The 22296-nt window shown below is 67.4% G+C and carries 25 protein-coding genes; 3 read left to right on the top strand and 22 right to left on the bottom strand.

Annotated features, from left to right (window positions below; genetic code table 11):
- Positions 1 to 173 precede the first annotated feature (173 nt).
- The 10 genes from IPP98_03285 to IPP98_03240 all read right to left on the bottom strand — a co-directional run bounded on the left by IPP98_03285 (position 174) and on the right by IPP98_03240 (position 8911).
- On the bottom strand, positions 174 to 992 hold the full coding sequence (locus IPP98_03285; GenBank protein ID MBL0178134.1) for a sugar phosphate isomerase/epimerase: 819 nt from the start codon (positions 990 to 992) through the stop codon (positions 174 to 176).
- Positions 993 to 2654: a GMC family oxidoreductase gene (locus tag IPP98_03280; GenBank protein ID MBL0178133.1), complete on the bottom strand. Its 1662-nt coding sequence runs from the start codon at positions 2652 to 2654 to the stop codon at positions 993 to 995. It abuts the gene before it with no gap.
- A 29-nt stretch (positions 2655 to 2683) separates the two neighbouring features.
- Positions 2684 to 3520 carry a sugar phosphate isomerase/epimerase gene (locus IPP98_03275; GenBank protein ID MBL0178132.1) on the bottom strand — a complete coding sequence of 279 codons (837 nt, stop codon included), beginning with the start codon at positions 3518 to 3520 and terminating at the stop codon, positions 2684 to 2686.
- Positions 3520 to 5217, bottom strand: coding sequence for a GMC family oxidoreductase (locus IPP98_03270; protein MBL0178131.1), 1698 nt, complete (start codon positions 5215 to 5217; stop codon positions 3520 to 3522). The genes IPP98_03275 and IPP98_03270 overlap by 1 nt, the downstream gene beginning before the upstream one ends.
- Positions 5217 to 5768: a gluconate 2-dehydrogenase subunit 3 family protein gene (locus tag IPP98_03265; protein ID MBL0178130.1), complete on the bottom strand. Its 552-nt coding sequence runs from the start codon at positions 5766 to 5768 to the stop codon at positions 5217 to 5219. The genes IPP98_03270 and IPP98_03265 overlap by 1 nt, the downstream gene beginning before the upstream one ends.
- A 117-nt stretch (positions 5769 to 5885) precedes the next feature.
- Positions 5886 to 6359, bottom strand: a complete 474-nt coding sequence (locus IPP98_03260; protein MBL0178129.1) for a hypothetical protein — start codon at positions 6357 to 6359, stop codon at positions 5886 to 5888.
- A 60-nt stretch (positions 6360 to 6419) separates the two neighbouring features.
- Positions 6420 to 6761: a hypothetical protein gene (locus IPP98_03255; GenBank protein ID MBL0178128.1), complete on the bottom strand. Its 342-nt coding sequence runs from the start codon at positions 6759 to 6761 to the stop codon at positions 6420 to 6422.
- Between the two features lie 56 nt (positions 6762 to 6817).
- Positions 6818 to 7600, bottom strand: a complete 783-nt coding sequence (locus IPP98_03250; protein MBL0178127.1) for an alpha/beta hydrolase — start codon at positions 7598 to 7600, stop codon at positions 6818 to 6820.
- A gap of 46 nt (positions 7601 to 7646) precedes the next feature.
- Complete coding sequence (locus tag IPP98_03245; GenBank protein ID MBL0178126.1) at positions 7647 to 8162, bottom strand: histidine phosphatase family protein; 516 nt, start codon at positions 8160 to 8162, stop codon at positions 7647 to 7649.
- A gap of 194 nt (positions 8163 to 8356) precedes the next feature.
- Positions 8357 to 8911, bottom strand: a complete 555-nt coding sequence (locus IPP98_03240; protein MBL0178125.1) for a TolC family protein — start codon at positions 8909 to 8911, stop codon at positions 8357 to 8359.
- Positions 8912 to 9225: 314 nt separating this feature from the next.
- On the opposite strand from IPP98_03240, the gene IPP98_03235 reads away from it, so the two are divergent.
- A complete protein-coding gene (locus IPP98_03235; GenBank protein MBL0178124.1) occupies positions 9226 to 9450 on the top strand; it encodes a hypothetical protein in 225 nt (74 codons plus the stop codon).
- Positions 9451 to 9781: 331 nt separating this feature from the next.
- Here the strand turns inward: IPP98_03235 and IPP98_03230 are convergent, their stop codons facing one another.
- The 11 genes from IPP98_03230 to IPP98_03180 form a co-directional block, all read right to left on the bottom strand.
- Positions 9782 to 12886, bottom strand: a complete 3105-nt coding sequence (locus IPP98_03230; GenBank protein MBL0178123.1) for a multidrug efflux RND transporter permease subunit — start codon at positions 12884 to 12886, stop codon at positions 9782 to 9784.
- A 68-nt stretch (positions 12887 to 12954) separates the two neighbouring features.
- On the bottom strand, positions 12955 to 14037 hold the full coding sequence (locus tag IPP98_03225; protein ID MBL0178122.1) for an efflux RND transporter periplasmic adaptor subunit: 1083 nt from the start codon (positions 14035 to 14037) through the stop codon (positions 12955 to 12957).
- Positions 14038 to 14109: 72 nt separating this feature from the next.
- Entirely contained in the window at positions 14110 to 14763 is a 654-nt protein-coding gene (locus tag IPP98_03220) for a TetR/AcrR family transcriptional regulator (protein MBL0178121.1), read from the bottom strand.
- Positions 14764 to 14804: 41 nt separating this feature from the next.
- The gene (locus tag IPP98_03215; GenBank protein MBL0178120.1) at positions 14805 to 15251 is read right to left on the bottom strand and encodes a signal peptide prediction; all 447 of its coding nucleotides are present in this window, start codon (positions 15249 to 15251) and stop codon (positions 14805 to 14807) included.
- A 2-nt stretch (positions 15252 to 15253) separates the two neighbouring features.
- Entirely contained in the window at positions 15254 to 15790 is a 537-nt protein-coding gene (locus IPP98_03210; GenBank protein MBL0178119.1) for a hypothetical protein, read from the bottom strand.
- The gene (locus IPP98_03205; protein MBL0178118.1) at positions 15787 to 16614 is read right to left on the bottom strand and encodes a hypothetical protein; all 828 of its coding nucleotides are present in this window, start codon (positions 16612 to 16614) and stop codon (positions 15787 to 15789) included. Before IPP98_03205 ends, IPP98_03210 begins: the two co-directional genes overlap by 4 nt.
- A 140-nt stretch (positions 16615 to 16754) precedes the next feature.
- A complete protein-coding gene (locus IPP98_03200; protein ID MBL0178117.1) occupies positions 16755 to 17297 on the bottom strand; it encodes a DUF4126 domain-containing protein in 543 nt (180 codons plus the stop codon).
- Positions 17298 to 17489: 192 nt separating this feature from the next.
- A complete protein-coding gene (locus tag IPP98_03195) occupies positions 17490 to 17819 on the bottom strand; it encodes a heavy metal-binding domain-containing protein (GenBank protein MBL0178116.1) in 330 nt (109 codons plus the stop codon).
- A 25-nt stretch (positions 17820 to 17844) separates the two neighbouring features.
- Complete coding sequence (locus tag IPP98_03190; GenBank protein ID MBL0178115.1) at positions 17845 to 18078, bottom strand: GlsB/YeaQ/YmgE family stress response membrane protein; 234 nt, start codon at positions 18076 to 18078, stop codon at positions 17845 to 17847.
- A 121-nt stretch (positions 18079 to 18199) separates the two neighbouring features.
- Complete coding sequence (locus IPP98_03185) at positions 18200 to 18646, bottom strand: hypothetical protein (GenBank protein MBL0178114.1); 447 nt, start codon at positions 18644 to 18646, stop codon at positions 18200 to 18202.
- A gap of 42 nt (positions 18647 to 18688) precedes the next feature.
- Positions 18689 to 19960 carry a hypothetical protein gene (locus IPP98_03180; protein ID MBL0178113.1) on the bottom strand — a complete coding sequence of 424 codons (1272 nt, stop codon included), beginning with the start codon at positions 19958 to 19960 and terminating at the stop codon, positions 18689 to 18691.
- 522 nt (positions 19961 to 20482) lie between these two features.
- Here IPP98_03180 and IPP98_03175 point away from each other — a divergent pair.
- Positions 20483 to 21229, top strand: coding sequence for a macro domain-containing protein (locus IPP98_03175; GenBank protein MBL0178112.1), 747 nt, complete (start codon positions 20483 to 20485; stop codon positions 21227 to 21229).
- Between the two features lie 470 nt (positions 21230 to 21699).
- Here the strand turns inward: IPP98_03175 and IPP98_03170 are convergent, their stop codons facing one another.
- Entirely contained in the window at positions 21700 to 21885 is a 186-nt protein-coding gene (locus IPP98_03170; GenBank protein ID MBL0178111.1) for a hypothetical protein, read from the bottom strand.
- Between the two features lie 148 nt (positions 21886 to 22033).
- Here IPP98_03170 and IPP98_03165 point away from each other — a divergent pair.
- Positions 22034 to 22296: hypothetical protein (locus tag IPP98_03165; GenBank protein MBL0178110.1), on the top strand; the 263-nt coding region annotated here is incomplete at its 3' end.

Here is a 22296-nt window from a genome sequence, read left to right as displayed (position 1 = left end):
GCGCCCGTACAGGAGGGGCATCGCATCGCATCGGCCGGCATCCCGGGATATCGGGGGATGCAGGCCAGCATCATCGCTGTAGGGGCGCAGCATGCTGCGCCCGTGCCAACATCATCGCGATGCCGGCATGCCCGCGCCGATCATCGCCATAATGGGCGCGGCAGGCCGCGCCCCTACGACCATCGCAACGCGCGCAAATATCCATACGACGCCCGCGCCGTCGCCAATTCATCCGCGGGCTGATCATGCTCGACCAGAAAGTGCTTCACCCCGGCACGCTTCCGCTCGCGGAAGATCCGGCGGTAATCGATCGTGCCCGCGCCAACATCCGCAAAGCCGCCACCCATCGCCATGTCCTTGATGTGAAGCGCCGGCACGCGCCCCGGGTTGCGGAGCAGCCACGCCACCGGATCCTGCCCCGCCTTGGTGACCCAATAACAATCGAGCTCGAGCTGCATCAGCTCGCGGTCGGTCTCGTCGAGGAAGCGCGCAAGGCCCGGCACGCCATCGACCAGCGCGAACTCGGCGGCATGATTGTGGAAGCCGAGGATGACGCCTTCATCCCGCGCCTTGGCACCCTGCCGATTGAAGACCTCGGCCAGCTCCGTGATCCCGGCCCGCGTCGTCCACTTGGGCGCAGGCAGTGACGGGCAGAAGAGATAGCGCGCGCCAAGAACGTGGCAGCGTTCGAGCGCCGCCGGGAAATTGGCGTCACTCAGGTCGGCCCACGGCAGGTGCAGCACCGGACAGTGGAGCCCCGACTGCTTGAGCATCTCCTCGATCTGCGGCGCCGTGCTGCCATACAGCTGGCTCAGCCCGATCTCGGTATAGCCAATTTCGGCGACGGCATCGAGCGTCTTCGCCGGCTGCTCCGTCATCCCCTTGGCGACGGTGATCGTCGCGAGGCCGATGTCGCCGAGCTTGTTCGTCGCGGGCAGGAGGCGGAACGCCGGAATCGCCGCGGCGGCCGCGAGGAAGTCGCGCCGTTCCATCTACAACTCGTTCCGCTTCAGGCGGCTCACGGCGTACGCCGCCGCACGCGCCGTCAGCGCCATGTAGGTGAGCGACGGGTTCACGCAGCTGGAGGAGACCATCGCGGCGCCGTCGGTCACGAAGACATTCTTGGCGTCCCACACCTGGTTCCAGGCGTTGAGCACCGACGTCTTCGGCGACCGGCCCATCCGCGCGGCACCCATCTCGTGGTTGGTCTGCCCCATCGGCGGCGGCGTGCCGCGGTTGATGCTGACGTTCTTCACGCCGGCGGCCTCGAGCATCTCGCCTGCCTGCTCCGCCATGTCCTTGTGCAGCCGGAGCTCGTTCTCGCCCCACTTCGCCGAGATCTTCAGCGTCGGGATGCCCCAGGCGTCCTTGAGTGTCGGATCGATCTGCATCCGATTCTCGGGGTTCGGGAGGCACTCCGCGAAGCCGCTCATGGAGAAGCCCCAGCCACCGATGGCGTGCTTGAGGCCGCGCTTGAAGTCGGCGCCGAAGCCCGGCGTCCCGGCCGCCGATGACCAGAGCGGACCGCGCCCACCCGCTCCGCCCTGATAGCCGTAGCCGCGAATGAAATCGGTCTGGTGGCTGCGCGCGTCGAGATTCCGGAAGCGCGGGATGTAGACACCGGTCGGGCGCCGACCGAAGGAGGTCTTGTCGTCGAGCCCCTCGACGCGCCCCGACGCACCAGCGCCCTTGATGTGGTCCATCAGGTTGCGGCCGAGCTGGTCCGACGCGTTGCCGAGGCCGGTCGGCTGCCCTGCGGTGGCACTGTTGAGGAGGATCCGCGCCGACTCCAGCGTCGAGGCGCAGAGGAAGATCACCTTCGCCTTCAACTCGATCGCCTCGTGCGTGTTGGCGTCGATGATCCGGACACCGGTCGCCTTCCCGGTCCGGTCGTCGTACGCCAGCGAGTGCACAATAGAGAAGGGGCGAATGGTGCAGCGCCCCGTCTTCATCGCCGCGGGCAGCGTGGCGTGCACCGAGTTGAAGTACGAGAAGGTCGAGCAGCCGCGTTCGCAGCTGTTGCAGTAGTGGCAGGCCGCGCGTCCATGGATCGGTTGCGTGAGCACCGCGGTGCGGCCGATCGTCATGATGCGGCGGCCGCCATACGCCTTCGTCAGTCCTGCCTTGACCTGTTCCTCGGCGCACGTCAGCTGCATCGGCGGGAGGAAATGCGAATCGGGGAGGTAGTCCAACCCGAGTGCCTCACCCGACACGCCGACGAACCGTTCCACGTACTCGTACCACGGCGCGAGGTCGGCGTGACGGAGCGGCCAGTCGATGCCGACGCCGTCGCGCAGATTCGCGGTGAAGTCGAGGTCGCTCATCCGAAACGTCATCCGGCCCCAGAGGATCGACCGACCACCGAGCATGCGCGAGCGGAGCCACGAGAAGTCGGTGCCGGGCGCGGTGTTGTACGGCAGCTCGCGATCGTCGACGAAGAACTGCTTCGTCGCCTCGGAGAAGCCGACCGACCTCCGCTGGATCTTGAACTTCTCGGCGGTCCCCTTTGGATCGCCGAGACCACGGTACGGGAACTCATATGCCGGCGTGTCCATCAGGTAATCGCGCTCAGGCGTGATCATCCGGCCGGCCTCCAGCACCAGGGTGCGGAGGCCGCGCTCGGCGAGCTCCTTCGCCGCCCAGCCGCCGGACATCCCGGAGCCGACGACGATCGCGTCCCAGGTCAGAAGCGGAGCTCCTTCAGGTAGCGAAACGACGTCGCGATGCTCTGCATCGGATCGGCGGGGTTGTCGTGCTCCACCAGGAAGTGCTTGATCCCGCCGAGCTTCTCCTGCGCGAAGATCGCCTTCCAGTCGATCGTCCCCTTGCCGACCTCGAGCATCTTCCGCTCCGGCGGCGGCCCGGCATCCTTCACGTGGACCAGCGGAAAGCGGCCCGGATGCTTGGCGAAGTAGTCGAGCGGCGACGCCCCGGCCTTGGTGGCCCAGTAGAGGTCCATCTCGAAGTCGACGTACTTCGGGTCGCACTCGGCGAGCAGGATATCGTAGATCCGCTTCCCCTCGATTTCCTGGAACTCGAAATCGTGGTTGTGGTAGGCGAAGCGCATCTTGTACTCCTTCGCGTCGCGGCCCGCCTTGTTGAACGCCTCGGCGGTGCGCTTGATCGCATCGACCGAGTTGCGGTCGTTGGTCCCGAGATAGGCGACGATCAGCCACTTGTGGCCGATCTCGACCGCGTCGGCCAGCGTCCGATGGAAGCCGGTCTTGATCGAGTCGAGCGAGACGTGGCACGCCGGCGACTTGAGGCCGTTCCGGTCGAGCAGCTGCCGGATGGCCCGCGGCGGGCGGCCGAAGTAGTCGTGGAACTCGACTTCCTTGTAGCCGATGTCAGCGACGGCCTTGAGCGTCCGCTCGACCGATGCCTTCATCTCGCCGCGGACGGTGTAGAGCTGCAGACCGATCTTGTCGATCTTCTCGGCGGCCATGAGTGGCTCACGCGACGGCAACATCGAGGCGACACCCGCAGCACCCAGGGCACCGACAAACGTGCGACGATCCATCACAACTCCTTGCGCTGCAGCGCGCGAACGGCGTAGTCGGCCGCGCGGGCCGTCAGTGCCATGTACGTGATCGAGGGATTCTGGCAGGCCGAGGAGGCCATGGACGCACCATCGGTGACGAAGACGTTCTTCGCCTCCCACACCTGGTTCCACTTGTTGAGCACCGAATTCTTGATGTCCTTCCCCATCCGCGCCGTCCCCATCTCGTGGATGGTCAGCCCCGGCGCCGTCATGTTGTCGTACGTCTTGACGTTCGTGCAGCCGGCCGCCTCGAGCATCTCGGCCGCCGCCACCTGCGCGTCCTTCATGATGGCGCGCTCGTTGTCGCGCCACTGCATGTCGATCCGGAGCACCGGAATGCCCCACTTGTCGACCACCTGCGGGTCGATGGTGACGCGGTTGTCCGGATTCGGCAGACACTCGCCGAAGCCACCAAGACTCATCCGCCAGCCGCCGTACTGCGGCACCTTGAGTGCGCGCTTGAAGTCTGCGCCGAAGCCTTCGGTCGTCACGCCGCGGCCCCAACCCTCGGAGGCGCGGTAGCCGCCGCCCTGGTAGGCGTAGCCACGGAGGAAGTCGGGATGTTGGTCGGTGACGTTGCGGAAGCGCGGGAGGTAGATGCCGTTGGGGCGGTTGCCGAAGGTCTTCTTGTCTTCGAAGCCGGCAACGTTGCCGCTCGCACCGGTCTGCATCGTGTGATCCATCAGGTTGCGGCCGAGGACGTCGCTGTTGCCGCCGAGGCCGTTCGGATGGGCGCGGCTCTTCGAGTTGAGCAGGATGCGCGTCGACTCGAGCGCCGAGGCGCAGACGAAGATGATCCGCGCCTGGAAGTCGAGCGCCTGCATCGTCTGGCCGTCGATCACCTGGACGCCGGTGACCTTCCCCTTGGCGTCATCCCAGGCCAGCGACCGCACCACCGAGAACGGCCGGATGCGGCAGCGGCCGGTGGCGAGCGCATCGACCAGCGTCGTCTGCACCGAGTTGAAGTACGCCGCCGTGGTGCAGCCGCGGTGACAGTCGCCGCAGTAGTGGCAGGCGGCGCGACCGTTGTGTGCCGCGCTCAGGTTGGCGACCCGGCCGACCGTGAGCACGCGCGACTTGCCGTACTTCTTGGCGATGCCGTCCCGCACGAACATCTCGGAACAGGTCATCTCCATCGGCGGGAGGAACGGCCCATCGGGGAGGTGCGCCAGGCCGAGCTTCTCGCCGGAGATGCCGGCATAACCCTCGACGTAGTCGTACCACGAGGCAATATCGCGATAGCGGATCGGCCAGTCGGTGCCGTGTCCGTCCTTGAGATTCGCCTCGAAATCGAGGTCGCTCCAGCGATAGCACTGGCGGCCCCACATGATCGACTTGCCGCCGAGCTGCCGGCCGCGGATCCAGTCGAACGGCTTCCCTTCCGGCGTGGTGTAGGGATTGTCGACGTCGTCGACGAAGAACTGCGCGGCGCCCTCGTCGCAGGCGTAGCACTTCTTCTGGATCGACTGCCGGGCGTTGAGCCGCTTGATGTCGCCGAGGTAGCGGTAGTCCATCTCGAACGCGGGGGCGTTCATCAGGTAGTCGCGCGCGGGGTCGAGGGTGCGGCCGGCCTCGAGCACCAGCACCGAGAGACCCTTCTCGCTCAGCTCCTTCGCCGCCCAGCCACCGGAGATGCCGCTGCCGATCACGATGGCGTCGTAGGTCTCGCGGCGCATCACTTCGCCTCGAGCGGCGCGCAGCCGTCGAAGCGGCCCGGATAGAAATTCACCTCGAGCTCGTCCTGGATCCCGATGCGCGAGGTGTAGTAGCCGTAGATGGTGAGGTACTTGAGGTCGCGCCAGAAGGAGGCGGCCGGCGCCGCCGAGGCGAGGGTGTCCTTCTCCACCGCGGCCAGCACCGTGTCCTGTTGCTCGGGCGTCAGATCGACGAAGAGCTTCTGCGCGAGGGTGCTGCTTCGGGTGTCGAGGTCGACCAGCCCGGTCAGGAAGCGCTTCTGCCGTGTCGTGTCGTAATGATCGGCGATGATCTTCTCGGCGAAGCGATGACAGTCGGCCTCGCGCGCACCCGGCGTCTCGGTGGTCGGGATGATCCGGTCCGCCGCCGAGGCCACCGTCTGCATCTGATGGGCGTCGAAGAAGCCAAGACCGGCACCATCGGCCCGGAGGCCGGCGTGGGCCGATTCACCGAGCGCAAAGAGGTCCTCGGCCGGGATCGCGGCGAGCGCAGAGACTCCGCCGAGGAGGCGGAGAAGGTCGCGACGGAGCATGGGATGGGATCCGGTGCTAGGGGATGAAGCAATTTGGGTGCATTCTCGGGGAATCGCTAGGAGCGATCGATCATCGATGATCGATCATCGATGATCGATACCCTGTCGCTCCCCGGCTCAAGGAGCTCTCTTCTCCCACCCCTGCACCAACGACCCCACCCCCGCCCCGATCAGCGCCCCGCCGGCGCCACCGATCGCGATGCCGTAGCCCCAGGCGCGGACATGGTCGCGGTGGCAGCCATCGGTCGAGTCGCACAGGCCCGAGACGATGATATGGAAGAAGGCGGTGGTGAGGGCGGCGCCGAGGACCCCGCCGATTAGCGCCCCCTTGGCGCCGCGTCCCTGGCGGACCCAGACGGTGTTGATGGTGTGGATCGGGATCGAGCTGCGGCCGTCGGCACCGTTCAGGACCAACCTGTCGGCGGTGAGCGAGTCGAGCTTGCCCGTCATCAGGGCGTTGCCGGCCTCGATGCGCAGCCTGCTGCCGAGCGTGATGGTGGGGAGGACGGTCGCCGGGGTCCGCTCGGGCGTCTGGGCCGCGAGCGGGGTGGCGGCCAGGAGGGCCGCGAGAAGTGCGATCTGGTGACGCATCGGTACGCTCAAACGAAAGGGTCGTGCGGCCTCAACGCCGCCCGGCCGACCCTGGTTCCCTCAATGCGGCGTCCGCATCCGGGGGTCCGGCAACTGCTCAATGCGGTCGGTCAGCACCCGCGAGATGAAATCCTGCGACTCACTGATCCGCTCCATCTGCTGGGCCATCTGGTCGACCTGATGCTCAAGACGTTCGACCCGCGATGCCTCTGCACCGCTGCTCCTCGGCATCGAGCCGGTTGGCTCTCCCTCAAACATTGCAGCGATCGGCAAACCCTGGCCGGCTGCAAACCCCCAGAGCCTGGCCTCGATCCGCTTCCGCGCCTGCACGGCACGGTACCACATGAACGAGGAGCCAGCAGTGGTCAACATCAACAGGATGAAGATTGCTTCGGGCCTCATGGGATCTGCTCCGCGGGGGGGGTGTCGCGCCGTACGGCGATGGGCCGGGTTTGGTGTCACTGTGAAACACCATAGCTGTCCCGCAGGAATTCGTGGAGCACCTGTGCCACCGCCTTCGGGTGGTCCAGCATCATCCAATGCGACACCGCCGCGATCGCCTTCCTTGGCGCCTGGGGTCGCAGCTCGTGCAGCGCGAACGACGCCGCGTTGGCGGGGGCGGTGACTAGTAGTAGTGACCCAGAATACCCATCGAGCGCGGCCAGTGGTTTGAAGCGTAGTAGTGAATGGTACATCGTCCGGATCATCGGTCGTGGCGCGGCCAGGATCGCCGCACGCACCCGCCGCTCCGTTTCCGCTGACGCCCCCTCGAGCGCCACGTCGAAGGCCCCCTCCACCGTATCGGTGTAGTGGGCCTCGTGGTCGAGTCCGGCCAGAAAGCCGGCCAGCGCCTCGGGTGGCACGTAGGAGAAGTCGCCCGCCGGATCGAGCAAGACCATTCCGGCGACCCGCCCCGGCATCTGCGCCGCTGTGGCCATCGCTACACTCGCCCCATAGGAGTGCCCGACCAGGACCACCCGCTCCAGTTCCAGCCCGTCGATCACCGCCGCCAGATCGCCGGCGCATCCCTCGATCGAGTAGTCGCCGTCGACCGGTTGGGCCGACCGACCATGCCCGCGCAGCTCCGGCACGATCAGCCGATGCGTGGGCCCAAGCGCCCGGATGGTGGATGACCAAAACCCGGCCTCCCCCGCCATGCCATGGACGAGGAGAACCGGGAGTGGACCTTGGCCATGTTCCTCGATGACCAGGGTGCCGGCGGGGCCGGGGAGGTGGCGCATGGATTGAATCTACGTTGGCGGGAGGATGATCGGGGACGATCATCGATCATCCCTCGATCCCCTTACCCCCAAACCGACTCCTCACCACCCTCACCCCATCCTCCCCAACCACCACCGTCCAGATCTGCGTGTACTCGCTCTCCGGCAGGTCGCCCACCTTGGGGCCGCCGAGCGCTTCGACCACGGCGCCGACCGTATTGCTGTGGCCGATCACCAGGACGGTGCCGCCGAGCTCGCGCGCCTTGGCGGCCACCGCGAGGGCGTGGCCCTTGATGCCGAGCTGCGGGGCGATCGGCATGACGAAGGGGGTCAAGCCGAAGCGCTTCGCCACCGGCGCGGCCGTCTCGGCGTTTCGCCGGTAGGGCGTCACGATGATCGCCGTCACCTTGGCGTCGGCCAGCGCGCTGTCGAGCGCGGCCGCACGCGCCACGCCGGCGGGGCTGAGGGCAGGATCATTGGCCGGCTCCGCCGACTTCTCCGCATGACGCACGACGATGATGGTCGTCGGACGGAGAGTGTCGGTGGGGGCGGCGAGGAACAGGGAGAAGAGGAGGGAGAGCATGCTGAATGATAGTCGCAGGTCGTAAGTCGTAGGTCGTAGGTCCTCCAAGGCTGTCATCCCGAGCGCAGCGAGGGACCTGCGTAGTGCCGACCGGGCCAGTGCCCGCTCATTCGGAAGACGCGGATCCCTCGCTGCGCTCGGGATGACTTATGACTTACGACCTACGACTCCGCGGCCTGACGGCCGCGGCTGAACTACTTCCAGCTCCCCCCCAGCGCCTTGTACAACGTCACCGCACTCACCAGGTATTCCCGCTCCGCGGCGCTCAGGGCCAGTTCCGCATTGAACAATCCGCGCTGCGCATCGAGCACCTCGAGGTACGAGGCGATCCCGGCGTCGTACCGCTTCTCGGCCAGTTCCTGCGCCCGACGCAGCGCCCGCGCCTGCACTTCCTGCGCGAGGACCTGATCCCGTGACGTCCGTACGCCGACCAGGGCATCGCTCACTTCGCGTTGGGCGGTGAGCACCGTCTTCTGGAAGCGGATCGTCGCCTGCTCACTCCGCGCCAAGGCCGCGGCACGCTCGTTGGTGACCCGCCCGCCGGTGAAGAGGGGAATCGAGATGCCGCCCTGAACGGTGTAGATCTCGCTCGAGCTCTTGAACATCTGGTTCGGCTCCGCGCCCTGGGTGCCGTACTGGCCCGTGAGCAGGAATCGTGGCAGCCGTGCTGCCCGCGCCGCGCCCGCCTTCGCCTCGGCAGCGTTGACCTCGAGCTGCGCCCGCAGAATGTCCGGCCGCTGCGCAATCAACTCCGACGAGATCGCGTCGGGCACCGTCACCGCGCGCGCCACCTCGCTCAGCGGACGGCCGCGGGCGATCGGCCCAGGCACCTGGCCGATCAACAGCGAGAGCAGATGCTCCTTCCGCGCCCGATCGCGGGTGAACTGCGCCACGCGCGCCGCTGGGGCGGCAACTTCCGCCTCGAACTGCCGCACGTCCAACTCCGAGATGACGCCCTCGGTCAGCCGCCGCTCGGCCAGTGCCATCGTCGCGCGGCGCGAGGTCAGCGTCCGCTCGGCGATGGCCAAGCTCCTGATCGATCTCGCGCAATTCGAGGTACGCCGTGGCCACGTCACTCACCAAGGTGAGCAACGTCGCCCGCTCCTCTTCCACCTTCGCGGCGGCATCGAACGAGGCGCCGCGCGCGTTGTTGCGGAGCCGGCCCCAGAAATCGAGCTCCCAGGTCAGGTCGGCCGTGGCACGGAAGGCGTCGAACGACTGCGTGCCGAAACTGCCGAACACCGTCTGCTGGGTGGCGGCGACGCCGTTGGCCGAGAGCTGCGGATAGCGCGCCGCACCCGTCACGCCGGCCTCGGCGCGGAATTCCCGAATGCGTGCCTGCGCCAGCTGGACGTCGGGGTTGTTGCGCACCGCTTCGCGGACCAGCGCCACCAGCGCGGAATCCTGCAGCAGGTCGAGCCACGCCAGGGCGCCACCGCTCTGTGTCGGCAGCAACATCGGCGTGTCGGTGGCCGAGCCACGCTTGGCGGCGAGCGAATCGAAGAAGGCGCGCGACGATGTCGAGGCACCGCCGGCCTGCAGCATCGTCGCCGGCTGCTGGGCCGACGCGGCCCCGGTGGTGACGGCCAGGAGCGCCGCCACCCGAAGCATGGTCCTGGTCACGCAACCTCCTGCGCGGACTTGGTGCCGCGTTCGCTCACCCGGCGAATCAGGCCGAAGAAGAGCGGAATGAAGAAGACACCGACCGTCGTCGCCGTGAGCATCCCGAAGAAGACGCCGGTGCCGAGCGACCGCCGCGATGCCGCACCGGCACCATGGGCAATCGCCAGCGGCAGCACGCCGAGGATGAAGGCGAACGAGGTCATCAGGATCGGGCGGAACCGCTCGCGCGCCGCTTCGGTCGCCGCCTCGCGGATCGACATCCCGCGGTTGCGGAGCGCCGTCGCGAACTCGACGATCAGGATGGCGTTCTTGGCGGCCAACCCGACCACCGTCACAAGCCCGACCTGGAAGTAGACGTCACTGGGCATGCCACGCAGCCAGACGCCGAGGAAGGCGCCGAAGATGCCGAAGGGAATGCCGAGGATGACGGCGAACGGAATCGCCCAGCTTTCGTACTGCGCCGCGAGCACGAGGAAGACCAGCACCAGGCCCAGGATGAAGACCATCCCGCTGTCGCCCTTGGACGACCGCTCCTGGAACGACTGGCCGCCATAGGCGCCACTGATCCCCTGGGCGGCGTACTTGTCGGCGATCAGCTTGTCGACGCCGTCGAGCATCTCGCCCGAGCTGCGCCCGGGCGCCGGCACCGCGGTGATCAGCGCAGCCGTGAGGCCGTTGAAGCGCCGCAGGATGCTTGGCCCGCCCTCGAACGAGGTGCGGATGAGCGACGAGAGCGGCACCATGTCGCCGTCGTCGGCGCGCACCTGCAGGCGGCCGATGTCCTCCGGCCGCTGCCGGAACGGCGCCTGTGCCTCGGCCTGCACGCGGTAGGTGCGGCCGTAGAGGTTGAAGTCATTGATATAGAGCGTCGACAAGGACGCCTGCATCGTCTGGAAGATGTCGGTCAGCGCGATGCCGCGCGCCTTCGCCGCCTCGCGGTCGACCGTCACCCGCAACTGCGGCACGTCGGCGCGGAACGAACTCTGCACGCCGCCGAGGACCGGCAGCTTGTTGGCGTCGCCGATGAACTCCTGGACCGACGCGGCGAACTGCGGGAACGACTGCCCCGCCCGCGCCTGCAGGTTCAGCTCGAGCCCTGAGGTGGTGCCAAGGCCCGGGATTTCCGGGAAGTTGAAGGCGAATGCCAACGCCTCGCGAATGGCCCAGAGCTGACCGTTGGTGCGGCCGACGATGGCGTCGATGCTCAAGTCGGGCGTCTGTCGCTCTTCCCACGGCTTCAGGTTGACGAAGATGATCGCCGAGTTGGTCTGCGCCGCGAAGGACAGTGCGTCGAGCCCGACCAGCGCGGCAGCATGCCGCACCCCCGGGTCCTTGAGCAGGAACGCCTCGACCTTGGCCACCACTTCCTCGGTCCGCTGCTTCGAGGCACCGTCGGGCAGCTGCACGCCGATCGCGAAGAAGCCCTTGTCTTCGGGCGGGATGAACGCCTTGGGGACATGCTGATACAGCACGCCGATCAGGACGATCAGGACCGCGAAGACCGCCAGCGTGGTCCGCGGCCGGGTGATGATGCCGCTCACGGCACTGGTGTACCGCGACGTCGCCTTCGAGAAGGTGCGATTGAACCAGGCGAAGAAGCGCGGGCCCTCGTCGTCATGGCTGCCGACCGCTTCCTTGAGCAGCATGGCGCAGAGCGCCGGCGTCAGCGTCAGCGCGACGATGCCCGAGAGCACCACCGACAGGACGATCGTCACGGCGAACTGCTTGTACATCTCGCCGGTGATGCCGCCGAGGAAGGCCACGGGGATGAAGACGGCGCAGAGCACCAGGACGATCGCCACCAGGGCGCCGCCGACCTGACCCATCGCCTTGTCGGCCGCCACCCTGGCCGAGACCTTCTCCTCGGCCATGATCCGTTCGACGTTCTCGATGACGACGATCGCGTCGTCGACGACGATGCCGATCGCCAGCACCAGGCCGAAGAGCGTGAGCACGTTGACCGAGAAGCCCAGCATCAGCAGGCCGACGAAGGTGCCGATCACGGAGACTGGCACCGCCAGCACCGGGATCAGCGTCGCGCGCCAGCTCTGCAGGAAGAGGAAGACCACCAGCGTCACCAGCAGCATCGCCTCGGCGAGGGTCTTCACGACCTCGACGATCGACTCCTGGATGAACGGCGTGGTGTCGTACGGCATCGTCCACTTCACGCCCGGCGGGAACGACTTCTGCAGCTCGTTCATCCGCGTCTCGAAGAGCTCGCGGACATCGAGCGCGTTGGCGCCGTTGCGCAGGTTGACGAGGATGAACGTCGTCGGCTTGCCGTCGAGTCGGGCGACCTGGTCATAGTTGCGCGAGGAGAGCGCCACCGTGGCGACGTCCTTGACGCGGACCAGGGAGCCGTTGTGGTCGGCCCGGAGGATCACGTCGCCGAATTCCTCCGGCGTCGTGAGCCGGCCCTGCGCCGTCACGGGGATGGTGAACTGGGTGCCGGTCGGCGCCGGCTCGCGGCCGAGGCGGCCGGCCGGATTCGTGGTGCTCTGCTCGCGCACCGCGCGCGAGACATCGCCGATGGTGAGGCCGAGCTGTGCCAGACGATCCGGATCGACCGAGATCGTCATCGAGAACTCGAGCTGCCCGAAGACGCGGGCATTGCCGACGCCGGGGATCCGCTTGACCTCGTCCTCGATGTTGAGCTTGGCGTAGTTCGTCAGATACGCCGCATCGAACTTGCCATCCTCCGAATAGAGCGCGGTCGCGAAGAGCAGATCGCTCTGTGCCTTCGACACCACGACGCCGTTGCGGCGCACCTCTTCCGGCAACTGCGGCTCGGCCAGCTTGACGGCGTTCTGCACGTCGACGGCCGCCAGGTCCTGCTGCCGCGAGATGTCGAAGTAGACCGTCAGGTTCATCACGCCGTCGGACGAATTGGCCGACTGGTAGTAGAGCAGCCCGTCGAGGCCCGAGAGCTGTTGCTCGATCGGCGCTGCGACGGCCAGGGCCACGTCCTCGGCGGTCGCGCCGGGGTAGACGGCCGTCACGCTCACCGCCGGCGGCGTGATCTGCGGATAGCGGTTGATCGGCAGCCGCTGCAGGGCAAAGAGCCCGAGCAGCGTGATCACGATCGAGATGACGGCCGCCATGACGGGCCGCCGCACGAAGTAGTACTTCAGCTCGGGTTCGGCCCCGTCGCTCGTGGGGGTGGCGTGACTCACTTGGGCGCGCCCGCCGGGGCCTTCGTCGTGTCCGCCGCGCCGATGATCGTCGGCTTCACGACCGCACCCGGCCCGGTCTTCTGGAGCCCGTCGACAATGACGCGGTCACCGGCGTTCAGTCCCTTCGTGATCACCCAGCGAGCGCCGGCCCAAGGACCGACTTCCACTTCGCGCACCTGGACGGTATCGCCAGCGCCCACCACGTAGACCACCCGCCGACCCATCTGCTGCTGCACCGCCCGCTGCGGCACGGTGAGCGCGCTATCCACCGTGAAGCCATCGAGCCGTACCCGGACGAACTGCCCCGGCAACAGCGACCGATCGTCGTTGGTGAACTTGGCACGGTATTCCTGCGTTCCCGTGCTCTGTTCCAGCACCGGATCGATGTAGTCGAGCACGCCGGTGCGGCCGAGGACCGAGCCATCGGGCAGCGTGACCGAGATCTTCAGCTTCGAGCCCGGCTTCAGCAATGCCGCGCCCTGCGCCGTCCCGCGCCACGCCATCACCTGCTGTGCCGACGGACGGAACGAGACGTAGACCGGCACCACCTGGTCGATCGTCGTCAGCAGGTCGCCGGCACCGGCCACCCGACCACCCAGCTCGATCAGTGCCTTGCCGACCCGGCCGCCGATCTCGGCGCGCACGGTGGCGTCGTCGAGGTTCTTGCGCGCCCGATCGTACTCGGCCTTGGCCTGGAGCAACTCGGTCTCGGCGTTGTCGAGATCGCGGCGCGCGACGGCGCGTTCGGCGACCAGCGGCGTCAACCGCGCGACCTGCTTCTCCGCATTCTTGAGCCGCGCGTCGGCACCGCGCTCGGCGGCGACGTAGACCGTGCGGTCGATCTCGTAGAGCACCTGGCCCGGCCTCACCTCGGCGCCCTCGGTGAACGGACGCGCGGTGATGATCCCCGACGCCGACGAACGCACCTCGACGCGACGATACGGCTGCACCGTGCCGACGAACTCGTACGGCTCCGCGACGGTGCCGACCCCGGCGACCTCGATGCCGACATCCTGCGGTGGCGGCGCTTGTTGCACCGGCGGCTTGCTGCATGCGCCAAGTGCGACCAAAAGACTCAAGATTCCTGCCTGCATGCGGCGCTGCCGCCCCGATCCCATCTGCTGCATCGGTGCCCCGAGTTGCTCTGAGGTTTACGCTACGGAAGTAGGAGCTGCCGGTCCCACGAGCCGGTCCACCGCCGCGTGGATGGCGTTCGCCGCCCCCACACGACAGGCGGATTCATTGGTGCACTCCGCGACGAAGTGCAGGTCCATCATCGCCCCGAGGAGGAGCGATCCTAAGAGTTGCGCAGTCACGCGCACATCCGCGACATCGAACTCGCCCGCCATCACGCCGGCGTTCAGCACCGCCTCAACCCGCCGGCGGTGACGCTGCGAGAGCTGCCGGAAGAGCTGCTGCGCCGACACCGGGAAGGTGTGCATCTCACGGATGACCGTGAGGGTCAGCCGTGCCATCTCGGGACGGTTGAGCCGCTCGAGCTTTTCGTCGACCAACTGGTGGAGGAGCCCGCGGAAGCCGGTCGGCCCGACCAGGAGAAGCGGGTCATCATCGCTGATGACCATCGCCTCCTCGGAGACCATCGCCTCAAAGAGCGCCGCCTTGGAGCCGAAGTAGTGGGAAACCGTCGCCGCCGAGATCCCGGCCTTCCGGGCCACCTGGGCCAGCGTCGCCTTGGCGTACCCCTCCTCGCCGAACACGACCAACGCCGCCGCCAGGATCTCCTGGCGGCGGTCGGCGGGACGGCGCTGCCAACGCGGGGCAGCCAACGGAAGGACGGGTGGCATAGGGCGGACAAGCTTATTGAGCGGACCGCCAATTGTCAACTCTAACACAAAGCTATACCGGTAAACAGTTTAGGTGTTGCTCTTGTCGCTTCGACAAAGATCGGGCAACGCCCCCCCCTCACCCTCACCGAAAACGCCTCGATCTCGAATCGATTGTTGAGATACGGATCCTTCCCCCTCCCCCACGCCACCGTCGACGCCATCGCATAGGCCAGCGGAAAGAGCGGCCCCCACCGTTCGGTCTGGGCCACATGGACGCGCTCATGGGCGCGCCATTGGTCGAGGGTGGCGTGGTCGACGGCCAGGATGACGTGGCCGAGGGTGATGGCGGCGGGGCGCATGCCGAAGCCGATCCGGGGGAGGAAGCGCGGGAGGAGCCCCCCGCAGGCCTCGAGGGTGTGGTCGCGGCGACGCAGCGGGGCCCGACACGCCACCGCGACCAGGATGCCGAACAGCGAGAGCGGGGAGGGCCAGAGGTGGCGGAGCATGACTACCGGGCCACCGCCTCCTCGTATCGCTGCAGGAACTGCTGCAGCGTCTGCTCGGCCAGCGGGTGATTGTGGCCATCGCCGAGCAGGGTCCAGCGCGTGGCGAGGCGGGCGGCAATCATGGCGGCGCCAGCACCGACCATCAGTGCGGGGATTATCGCCCGCGGACCACCGATGCGGCCGAGCACCGTAAACGCCATCAGCGTGGCGAAGCCGCCGATCACCGCCTGCCGAATGACGGCGTGCGTGCGATTCGAGACGACGACGTCTCCCTGCTCGTTCCAGGCGAGGCGATCACCGCTGCCGGGAATCGCCGCCGTCCACCAGTCGCCGCTCCGCGCGAATCGTCCGAGCACGCCGAACTCGCCGCGCTCCATGCGACGCGCGCCGATCACCTCGGGCGCGGTCGTCGCATAGAGCGCGAGCCGCTGGCCAGGCGAGAGCACTGCCTCCGTGCCTCGCGCCGCGGCGACCCGGGCGTGGTGTTCCACCACCGCCCAGGGATCAGGATGGGGTGCGCGTGCCGGCAGGTCGCTCACGGCCGCCGGGTCGGCGCGGCGTCGAGTACTGTGCCGCCGATCACACAGGTGGTGATCTGCGGACCCGAGCAGGCGCGGGCAATCCCGTCGGCCAGCGCCTTCGATCGCTCGAGCTCCAGCAACGCCGGATTGCTCGCGTACGCCTGTGCCTGCAGTCGCGTGGCCTCGGCCTGCGCCTGCGCGCGAATGACGGTGGCACGCGCGGCGACCGAGTCGATCGCGAAGCGCTTGAGGGTGGAGTCGAGTACCTGGGCCTGCGCGACGGCACCGATCCGTGCGTCCTCGATCGTCTTCGGAATCTTGATGTCACGCACGTAGGCGCGCTTGATCATCGCCAGGGTGCCGAGCTTGCGCTGGATGTGCGCGCGCACGGAATCGGAGAGTTCGGAGCGGCGATTCGAGAAGATGTCGGCGACGGTCCAGCCGGCCAGCGCCGTCCGATACCCTTCGCGGATCGCGTTGAGGATCTCGATTTCGGCGGCAGCCGGCGTCCGCTTCGCGATGAAGACGCCATTCACGGAGGCCGGGTCGTAGGCATACACGACGCCCACATCGCCGGTCACCGTGACGGGGTCGGCGGTCTGCGCCTCGATCTGCTCGGTGTTGCCCTGCGAGGGGAAGTTGACGTCGGTCAGCGGGAAGCAGGTCGCCTCGCTGAAGACGGTCATCGCCATCCCGGTGTTCATGTGGTCGGTCACCACCTTGCCGAAGCGCGTCTCGATGCAGTAGTCCGTCTGGTCGACCTTGGTGCAGCCAGTGAAGAAGACCAGCAGTGCCACGAGCACCACCATCACGGTACCGCCAATCATGCCGAAACGGGCCACCGACGCACTCCGGAAAAGGGGATGCCCAAAATCTACCCTTGGGCCGATCTCCCCGTGCGTAAGGGCGACGCATGCGTCGCCCCGATCCCGCACCCATCATGCCCCTGCGCGCCAGGAGCACGCAGGCGACGCCCGGACCGTCAGCCGCGCCTGAACATCCTCCACCCCACCACCACGACCACGGCGGCCACCACCACCACTGGCACCAGAATCGCCAGCAGCGCGATCCCGATCGCCCCCGCGGTTTCGCCTGCCGCGACAACCGGGTTGCCGAGCCCACCGGTGAGCGCGGTCGACTTGGCCCGGAGCAGCACCGTGGACCCCTGCACCACGCCGGCGACGGTGCCGCCACCGATGACGCCGATCCCCCAGCGCAGCGGGGGCGGGAGGTCGACCATCACCGCCACGGCGGCCAGGATCCCGGCGACGACGGCGGTCGGTGTCGCCAGCAGGTCGAGTGCATGGTCGAGCCAGGGGACGAAGTAGGCGCCGATCTCGAGGACAGCGGCAGTGCCCAGCGCGATCAACGCCGGCGTGGTGCCGAGCCAGGCAAAGTCGGAGGCGAGGGTGAGGTGACCGGTGTGGGCGGCGGCGCCGGCAATCAACAGCGGGGCAAAGACGCGAAAGCCGCAGGCGGCGGCGAGCGCGAGGCCGAGGAGGATGGGGAGGAGGGACTGAGTCATTAGTCGTTAGTCGTTAGTCGTTAGGGTGCAGACCTGTCATCCCGAGCGCAGCGAGGGACCTGCGTAGTGGCGAATGCACAAACGTTCTGCTCATTCACGACCACGCAGGTCCCTCGCTGCGCTCGGGATGACATCACTTCACGATACCCCACACCTCTAACGACTAATGACTAACGACTAATGACTAACGACTCACTCTTCGATCACCACCGCCGTCCCCGACGCCGAGACCATCAGCATCCCGCCACCGGTACCCATCTGGATGCTCTCGAAGTCGAGGTCGGCGCCGACCACGGCGTTGCCGCCGAGTTCCGCGGCGAACTCGCACATCTCGTGGATGGCGATCTCCTTCGCCTTGCGCAGCTCCTCTTCGTAGCCGGCGGCCCGGCCGCCGACGATGTCGCGAAAGCCGGCGAAGAGGTCCTTGAAGATATTGGCGCCCATGATCGCCTCACCCGAGACGAGCCCCAGCACGCGCACGGTCGGGTGGCCAGCAACTGCATCAGTCGTGGTGACAAGCATCGTCGACAGACTCCGAAGGTTCAGGTCAGGCGGACTTGTTGAGCTTGTTGTACAACCAGAGGACGATCATCGCGCCGATCACCGAGCCGACGAAGCCGACGCTGCGACCCATCCCGAGCATGCCGGAGAGGAAGGAGCCGACCCACGAACCGGCGATACCGAGCAGGATGGTGACGATGATCCCGCCGCCCTGCTTGCCAGGGTAGAGCATCTTGGCGACGAGGCCTGCGAGGAAGCCGATGATGATGGTGTACAGCATGGGGAAACTCCTTGCCGAACGAGCCGGCGGATTGAGGGGAACGCGGTTCCAGACGGAAAGCGGGGTGGGGCGGTTTCAGCCTGAACCGATTCACCCGGGACAATGTTGCTCCGGCGAAACGCTATTCGACCGCGTCGGTGTCCAGTTGGCCGGTCATCCGGCGCGAGAGGTGCGACCAGCTCATCCCCATGGCGAGGATCATCGACAGCACGACCAGCACGACGTGGGCAACGGCCTGCCCCTGCATCGACAGGACCTTCCACGACGCCAGGAGCCACACCACCCCGCCGCCGATCGCCGCGACGAGGAGGGCGCCGGCGGCGCCGAGGGAGCGCCGCGTCGCCTGCAGGTAGAGGACCCAGCCGGCGACGAGCACCATCCCGACGAGGAACTTCAGTGGAGCCTGGGCACTCGCGGCGCCGGCCGCGCCATCACCGAAGATCGGCAGGAAGACCCAGTGGGTGAACGAGGTTCCCGTCGGATTCCATGTCGCATAGACCAGCACCAATGCCATGACGAAGCGAACACCAATGCCGCCCCACGAAATTCCTTCGCTGTTGCTGGCCATCGCGGATTGCTCCTGTCGTGCGGGTTGTCGGACTCGCCCCTCTTACCGCGTGAAGCCCCAGACCTCGAGACGGACCAGGCCGGTCGCCGGATCCTCCCGGCGGACCACCAGTCGATCCGTCCCCACCGCAAAGAGCCCTCCCTTCGGCAGGGTGACCCGCCCCTGCAGTGCACCCGTCGGGTCGAAGATCGCCCAGGTGGTGGTGCTGTCGAGCGGTGACCCGCCGAGGTTGGCCCAGACGGCGCCGGTCGGATCGACCTGCATCTGACCCACCGCCGGAAAGCGCGTCGCGAACTTTGTCTCGTCCAGCTTCTTGATCTCGGCGTCGATGATCGCCGGCGGCGCCAGCGACTTGAGCCGCGTGAGCGCCTCGCTCAGGACCCGCTTGAACTCGGTCTTGTCGGCCTCGGTGACCGCTCGCGTCGGCAAGTCAAGGCGAATGATGTCGAGAAGGGCGCCACCGGTGCTGCGACGATGGAGCTCGAACTTGTCCGACGGCGTGAACCAGATCGCCTCGGGGCCGACCACGATCAGCGGCACCTTGCCGAAGCCGATCTGGCGCGGAATCGCCGTCGTCTGCCCGCCGGCGCTGAAGGTCGAGGAATACATCTCGATGCCCTGGACCATGAAGAGGGTATCGTATCGAGCGCCTCCGGCGATCAACGCAACGATTGGCAACGGGAGCTGATAGCTGTTCGGGTCGCCACCGGCGGGCGGCCTCGGATCCAGCCCGTCGCTCCGATGGATCGTCGTCCCGTCGTTCAGCACGCCGAGGATCGTCGGCGCAATCGGTAGCGCCCCGACGGTCGGGAAGTCGCGTTCACCGCGCGACGATCCATCGAGTCCGAAGAGGATCCCCTTGCGTCGCATCATGTCGAACGCGAGCAGCGTGTCGCTCCCGAGCTGCAGCAACGCCGTGACCAGGCGGTATTCGCCCGGCCCTTCGCCGGCGCGCCCGATGATGCCGCTCTTCTTGCCGTTGGTGTCGATGACCATCATCTGCGGCGGCTGGCCGGCCACCACCACAAGCCGTCCATCCGGCAGCAGACGGCCGACGGACGCCGACGACGCCCCCATGATCCCGGCCGAGAGATCGATCGTGGTGTCACCCTCTTCACCGCCAACGGACATCAACGGCTTGGCGGAGAGGGTGAACTGCTTCGCGGCATCCCACGACGACTTGGGATACTCCTTGATGGCGACGCCGGACGAATCGCGGACCTTCGCTTCGACGATGCCGCCGTCGGTGCCGGAGGCCTTGTCGCCGCCGCATGCGGCGAGGAGGATCAACGGGAGGAGCAGGGACCGGCGCATGACAACCTCGACTGCAGACGGGAAGCGATCCGTTCGGGGGCTGCTCGAAACGTAAGCGGTTTTACAGCCGCGCATGTCACCCCGAGGTGGCTCCTGAGGATGCCCTGGTATTGCCATCCTGAGCGCAGCGAGGGACCTTGCTCGTGACTGGGCCGTGCTGTTCCCCTGCCCCGCAGGGCGGCGGGGCCCCGAAGTCGCTCAAGCCGCTGCGGGCCTGACCTCCGTACCCGTGCAGAGGGCGCGCGGGTCGGGGCTCGCTGACGCTGCGGTCCGACGTCGCAGGCCGGCGGGGCGGTGGGCCCGACGTCACGGAACGGTCGTCCCCCGCGACGCGACTGGACGGTCCTCGCGTCAGCGACCCCGCCTCCGCGCGCCCCCCAGCGCCGGGCCCGCCCCGCCGAGCGATCGACCATCGATCATCGCCGTTCGCCGTTCCCCGTTCGCCATGCATATAGACGGCCGTTGCGGCCACGCGCCCCACTCCGGAGGCATCCTCCACCCTCCCCGCTGCACCCGGGCCCCGTGAACCTCTCGCTCTTGGTCGGCAGACCCAGCGCCGACCCCGACTTCGACCTCTCCCGCTGCCCATCCCTGCTCGACGCCGCGAGCACGCTTGAGCGGCTCCTGCGGAGTGAGCCGAGGGAGCGCTCGCTCTCTATTGTATTGGGACTCCCCGTGGCCCCGGGCGTCTCGATTCCCTTGGCATTCCGCTCCCTCATGGCCACGGCGAGGGCCGTCGGGACGGGTGAGCGGGAGATGATGGTCTGGGTCGACAGCGCCGAGATGCTGGACCACTTCACCCGGTACCTGCCGGAGGAGGCGGCGCCGAGGGCGGTGGTCACGCAGGGTCGGCTCGAGATCGAGTTCCGCACCGGCGACATCGTCGCGGTCGCCGCCGACGCGATCGTGAACCCGTCGAACCCCGGGCTCAAGCTCGGCGGCGGCGTCTCGGGCGCCATCCGGGCAGCCGCCCACCCGGGGCTGCAGGCGCATCTGGATGGCTCGGCGCGGGGTGGGCCGCTCGAGGACGGCACGGTGATCCAGACCGATGGCTTCGGGCTCCCCAAGACGCGCGCGATCTTCCACCTGGTGATTGCGCGCGGGACGCCCGGAGTCGTCACCTCCAGTGCTGCTGCCATCCTGCGCCACTGCGACGAACAAGGGCCTCGCCTCCGTGGCGTTCCCTGCGGTCGGCACCGGCAGCGTTGGGCTGCCGATCGAAGCCTTTGCCGATGCGCTGCGAGACGGCGTGACCGGGTACCTGCGTGACCACCCGGTCGGGTCGCTGAAGCGGTTGATCGTGGTGCTGTGGACCCGGAGCGAGTTCGATCAGGTGGTGGGGAGGTGGGCCAGCTGACCCGCCTCGCGCCAGGCGACCAGCCAACGGTGGCGGTGTTGGCAGACTCGCCACAGATTGGAAGGAGAGCCCCCGCTCGAGCAGCCCCCGGAGACCCATGGCCATGCAGCGACTGGTTCGTACAGGAGTGGCAAGCATTGTGGTGTTTGCCGCCGCCTGCGGGAGCACGCCGACCACCCCCGGCCCCACGGGTGACACGTCGCCCCCTGTGGTGAGCGTGACCGGGACGGGCGGCGAGCTGCGCGGCAGCTTCCAGCGCCTCGGCAAGCGACGGCCAGAGCAGCATCACCACCCACCGACTCTATCTGAATGGCACCCTGGTCCGGAGCGGATCCAGTGGCGCGACGCTCGCGGTGAGCGACACGACCTTGGCGCCCGGCAGCTACACCGTGCGCGGCGAGGCGACCAGCAGCGGGGGGACGGGGAGCAATTCCACGAGCTTCACCGTCACGACGCCGGCTGCCCCGTCCCTCACGATCGCGCCGGTGACGTTCCCCGAAGATGGCCAGGCGGCGAGCACGCTCTCAGTGCAGAACTGCACCAGTCCGGTGTATACACTCGGCGCCATCACCAACCCGAGTTACCAGCCCACGCTGGCCGGGAACACCCTGACGCACAAATTCGCACCGGACGCAAACGGCGTTGGAAGCGTACCAGTCAACGTGACGTGCGCAATCGGAAACGCTACGGCAAACGCGCAAGCAACTGCGACGCCAATGAGCGACTTCGAATTCCGCCTTGCGGAAATGCGAAGCGACAGCACGATTAAAACGCCTGCAACACTCAACTACCGCGTCGGAAGCGGAGCAGTACAAAGTCTACCTGCAGTAAACGGCGTCTTCAAAGGACAAGTAACACCAGGCAACGTTACGTGGCTTACCGTTGATAATGCAGATACGTTCAACAGCGATCGCCTTGAGAATGGAAATGGTACGTTGATCGGCATCAACTGGAAAGAAAACGACGGCGTAACACAAAA

The organism is Gemmatimonadota bacterium, assembly GCA_016720805.1.
In the GTDB taxonomy this organism is placed as follows: Bacteria; Gemmatimonadota; Gemmatimonadetes; order Gemmatimonadales; family GWC2-71-9; genus Palsa-1233.
This window is presented reverse-complemented; position numbering and strand designations above follow the sequence as displayed.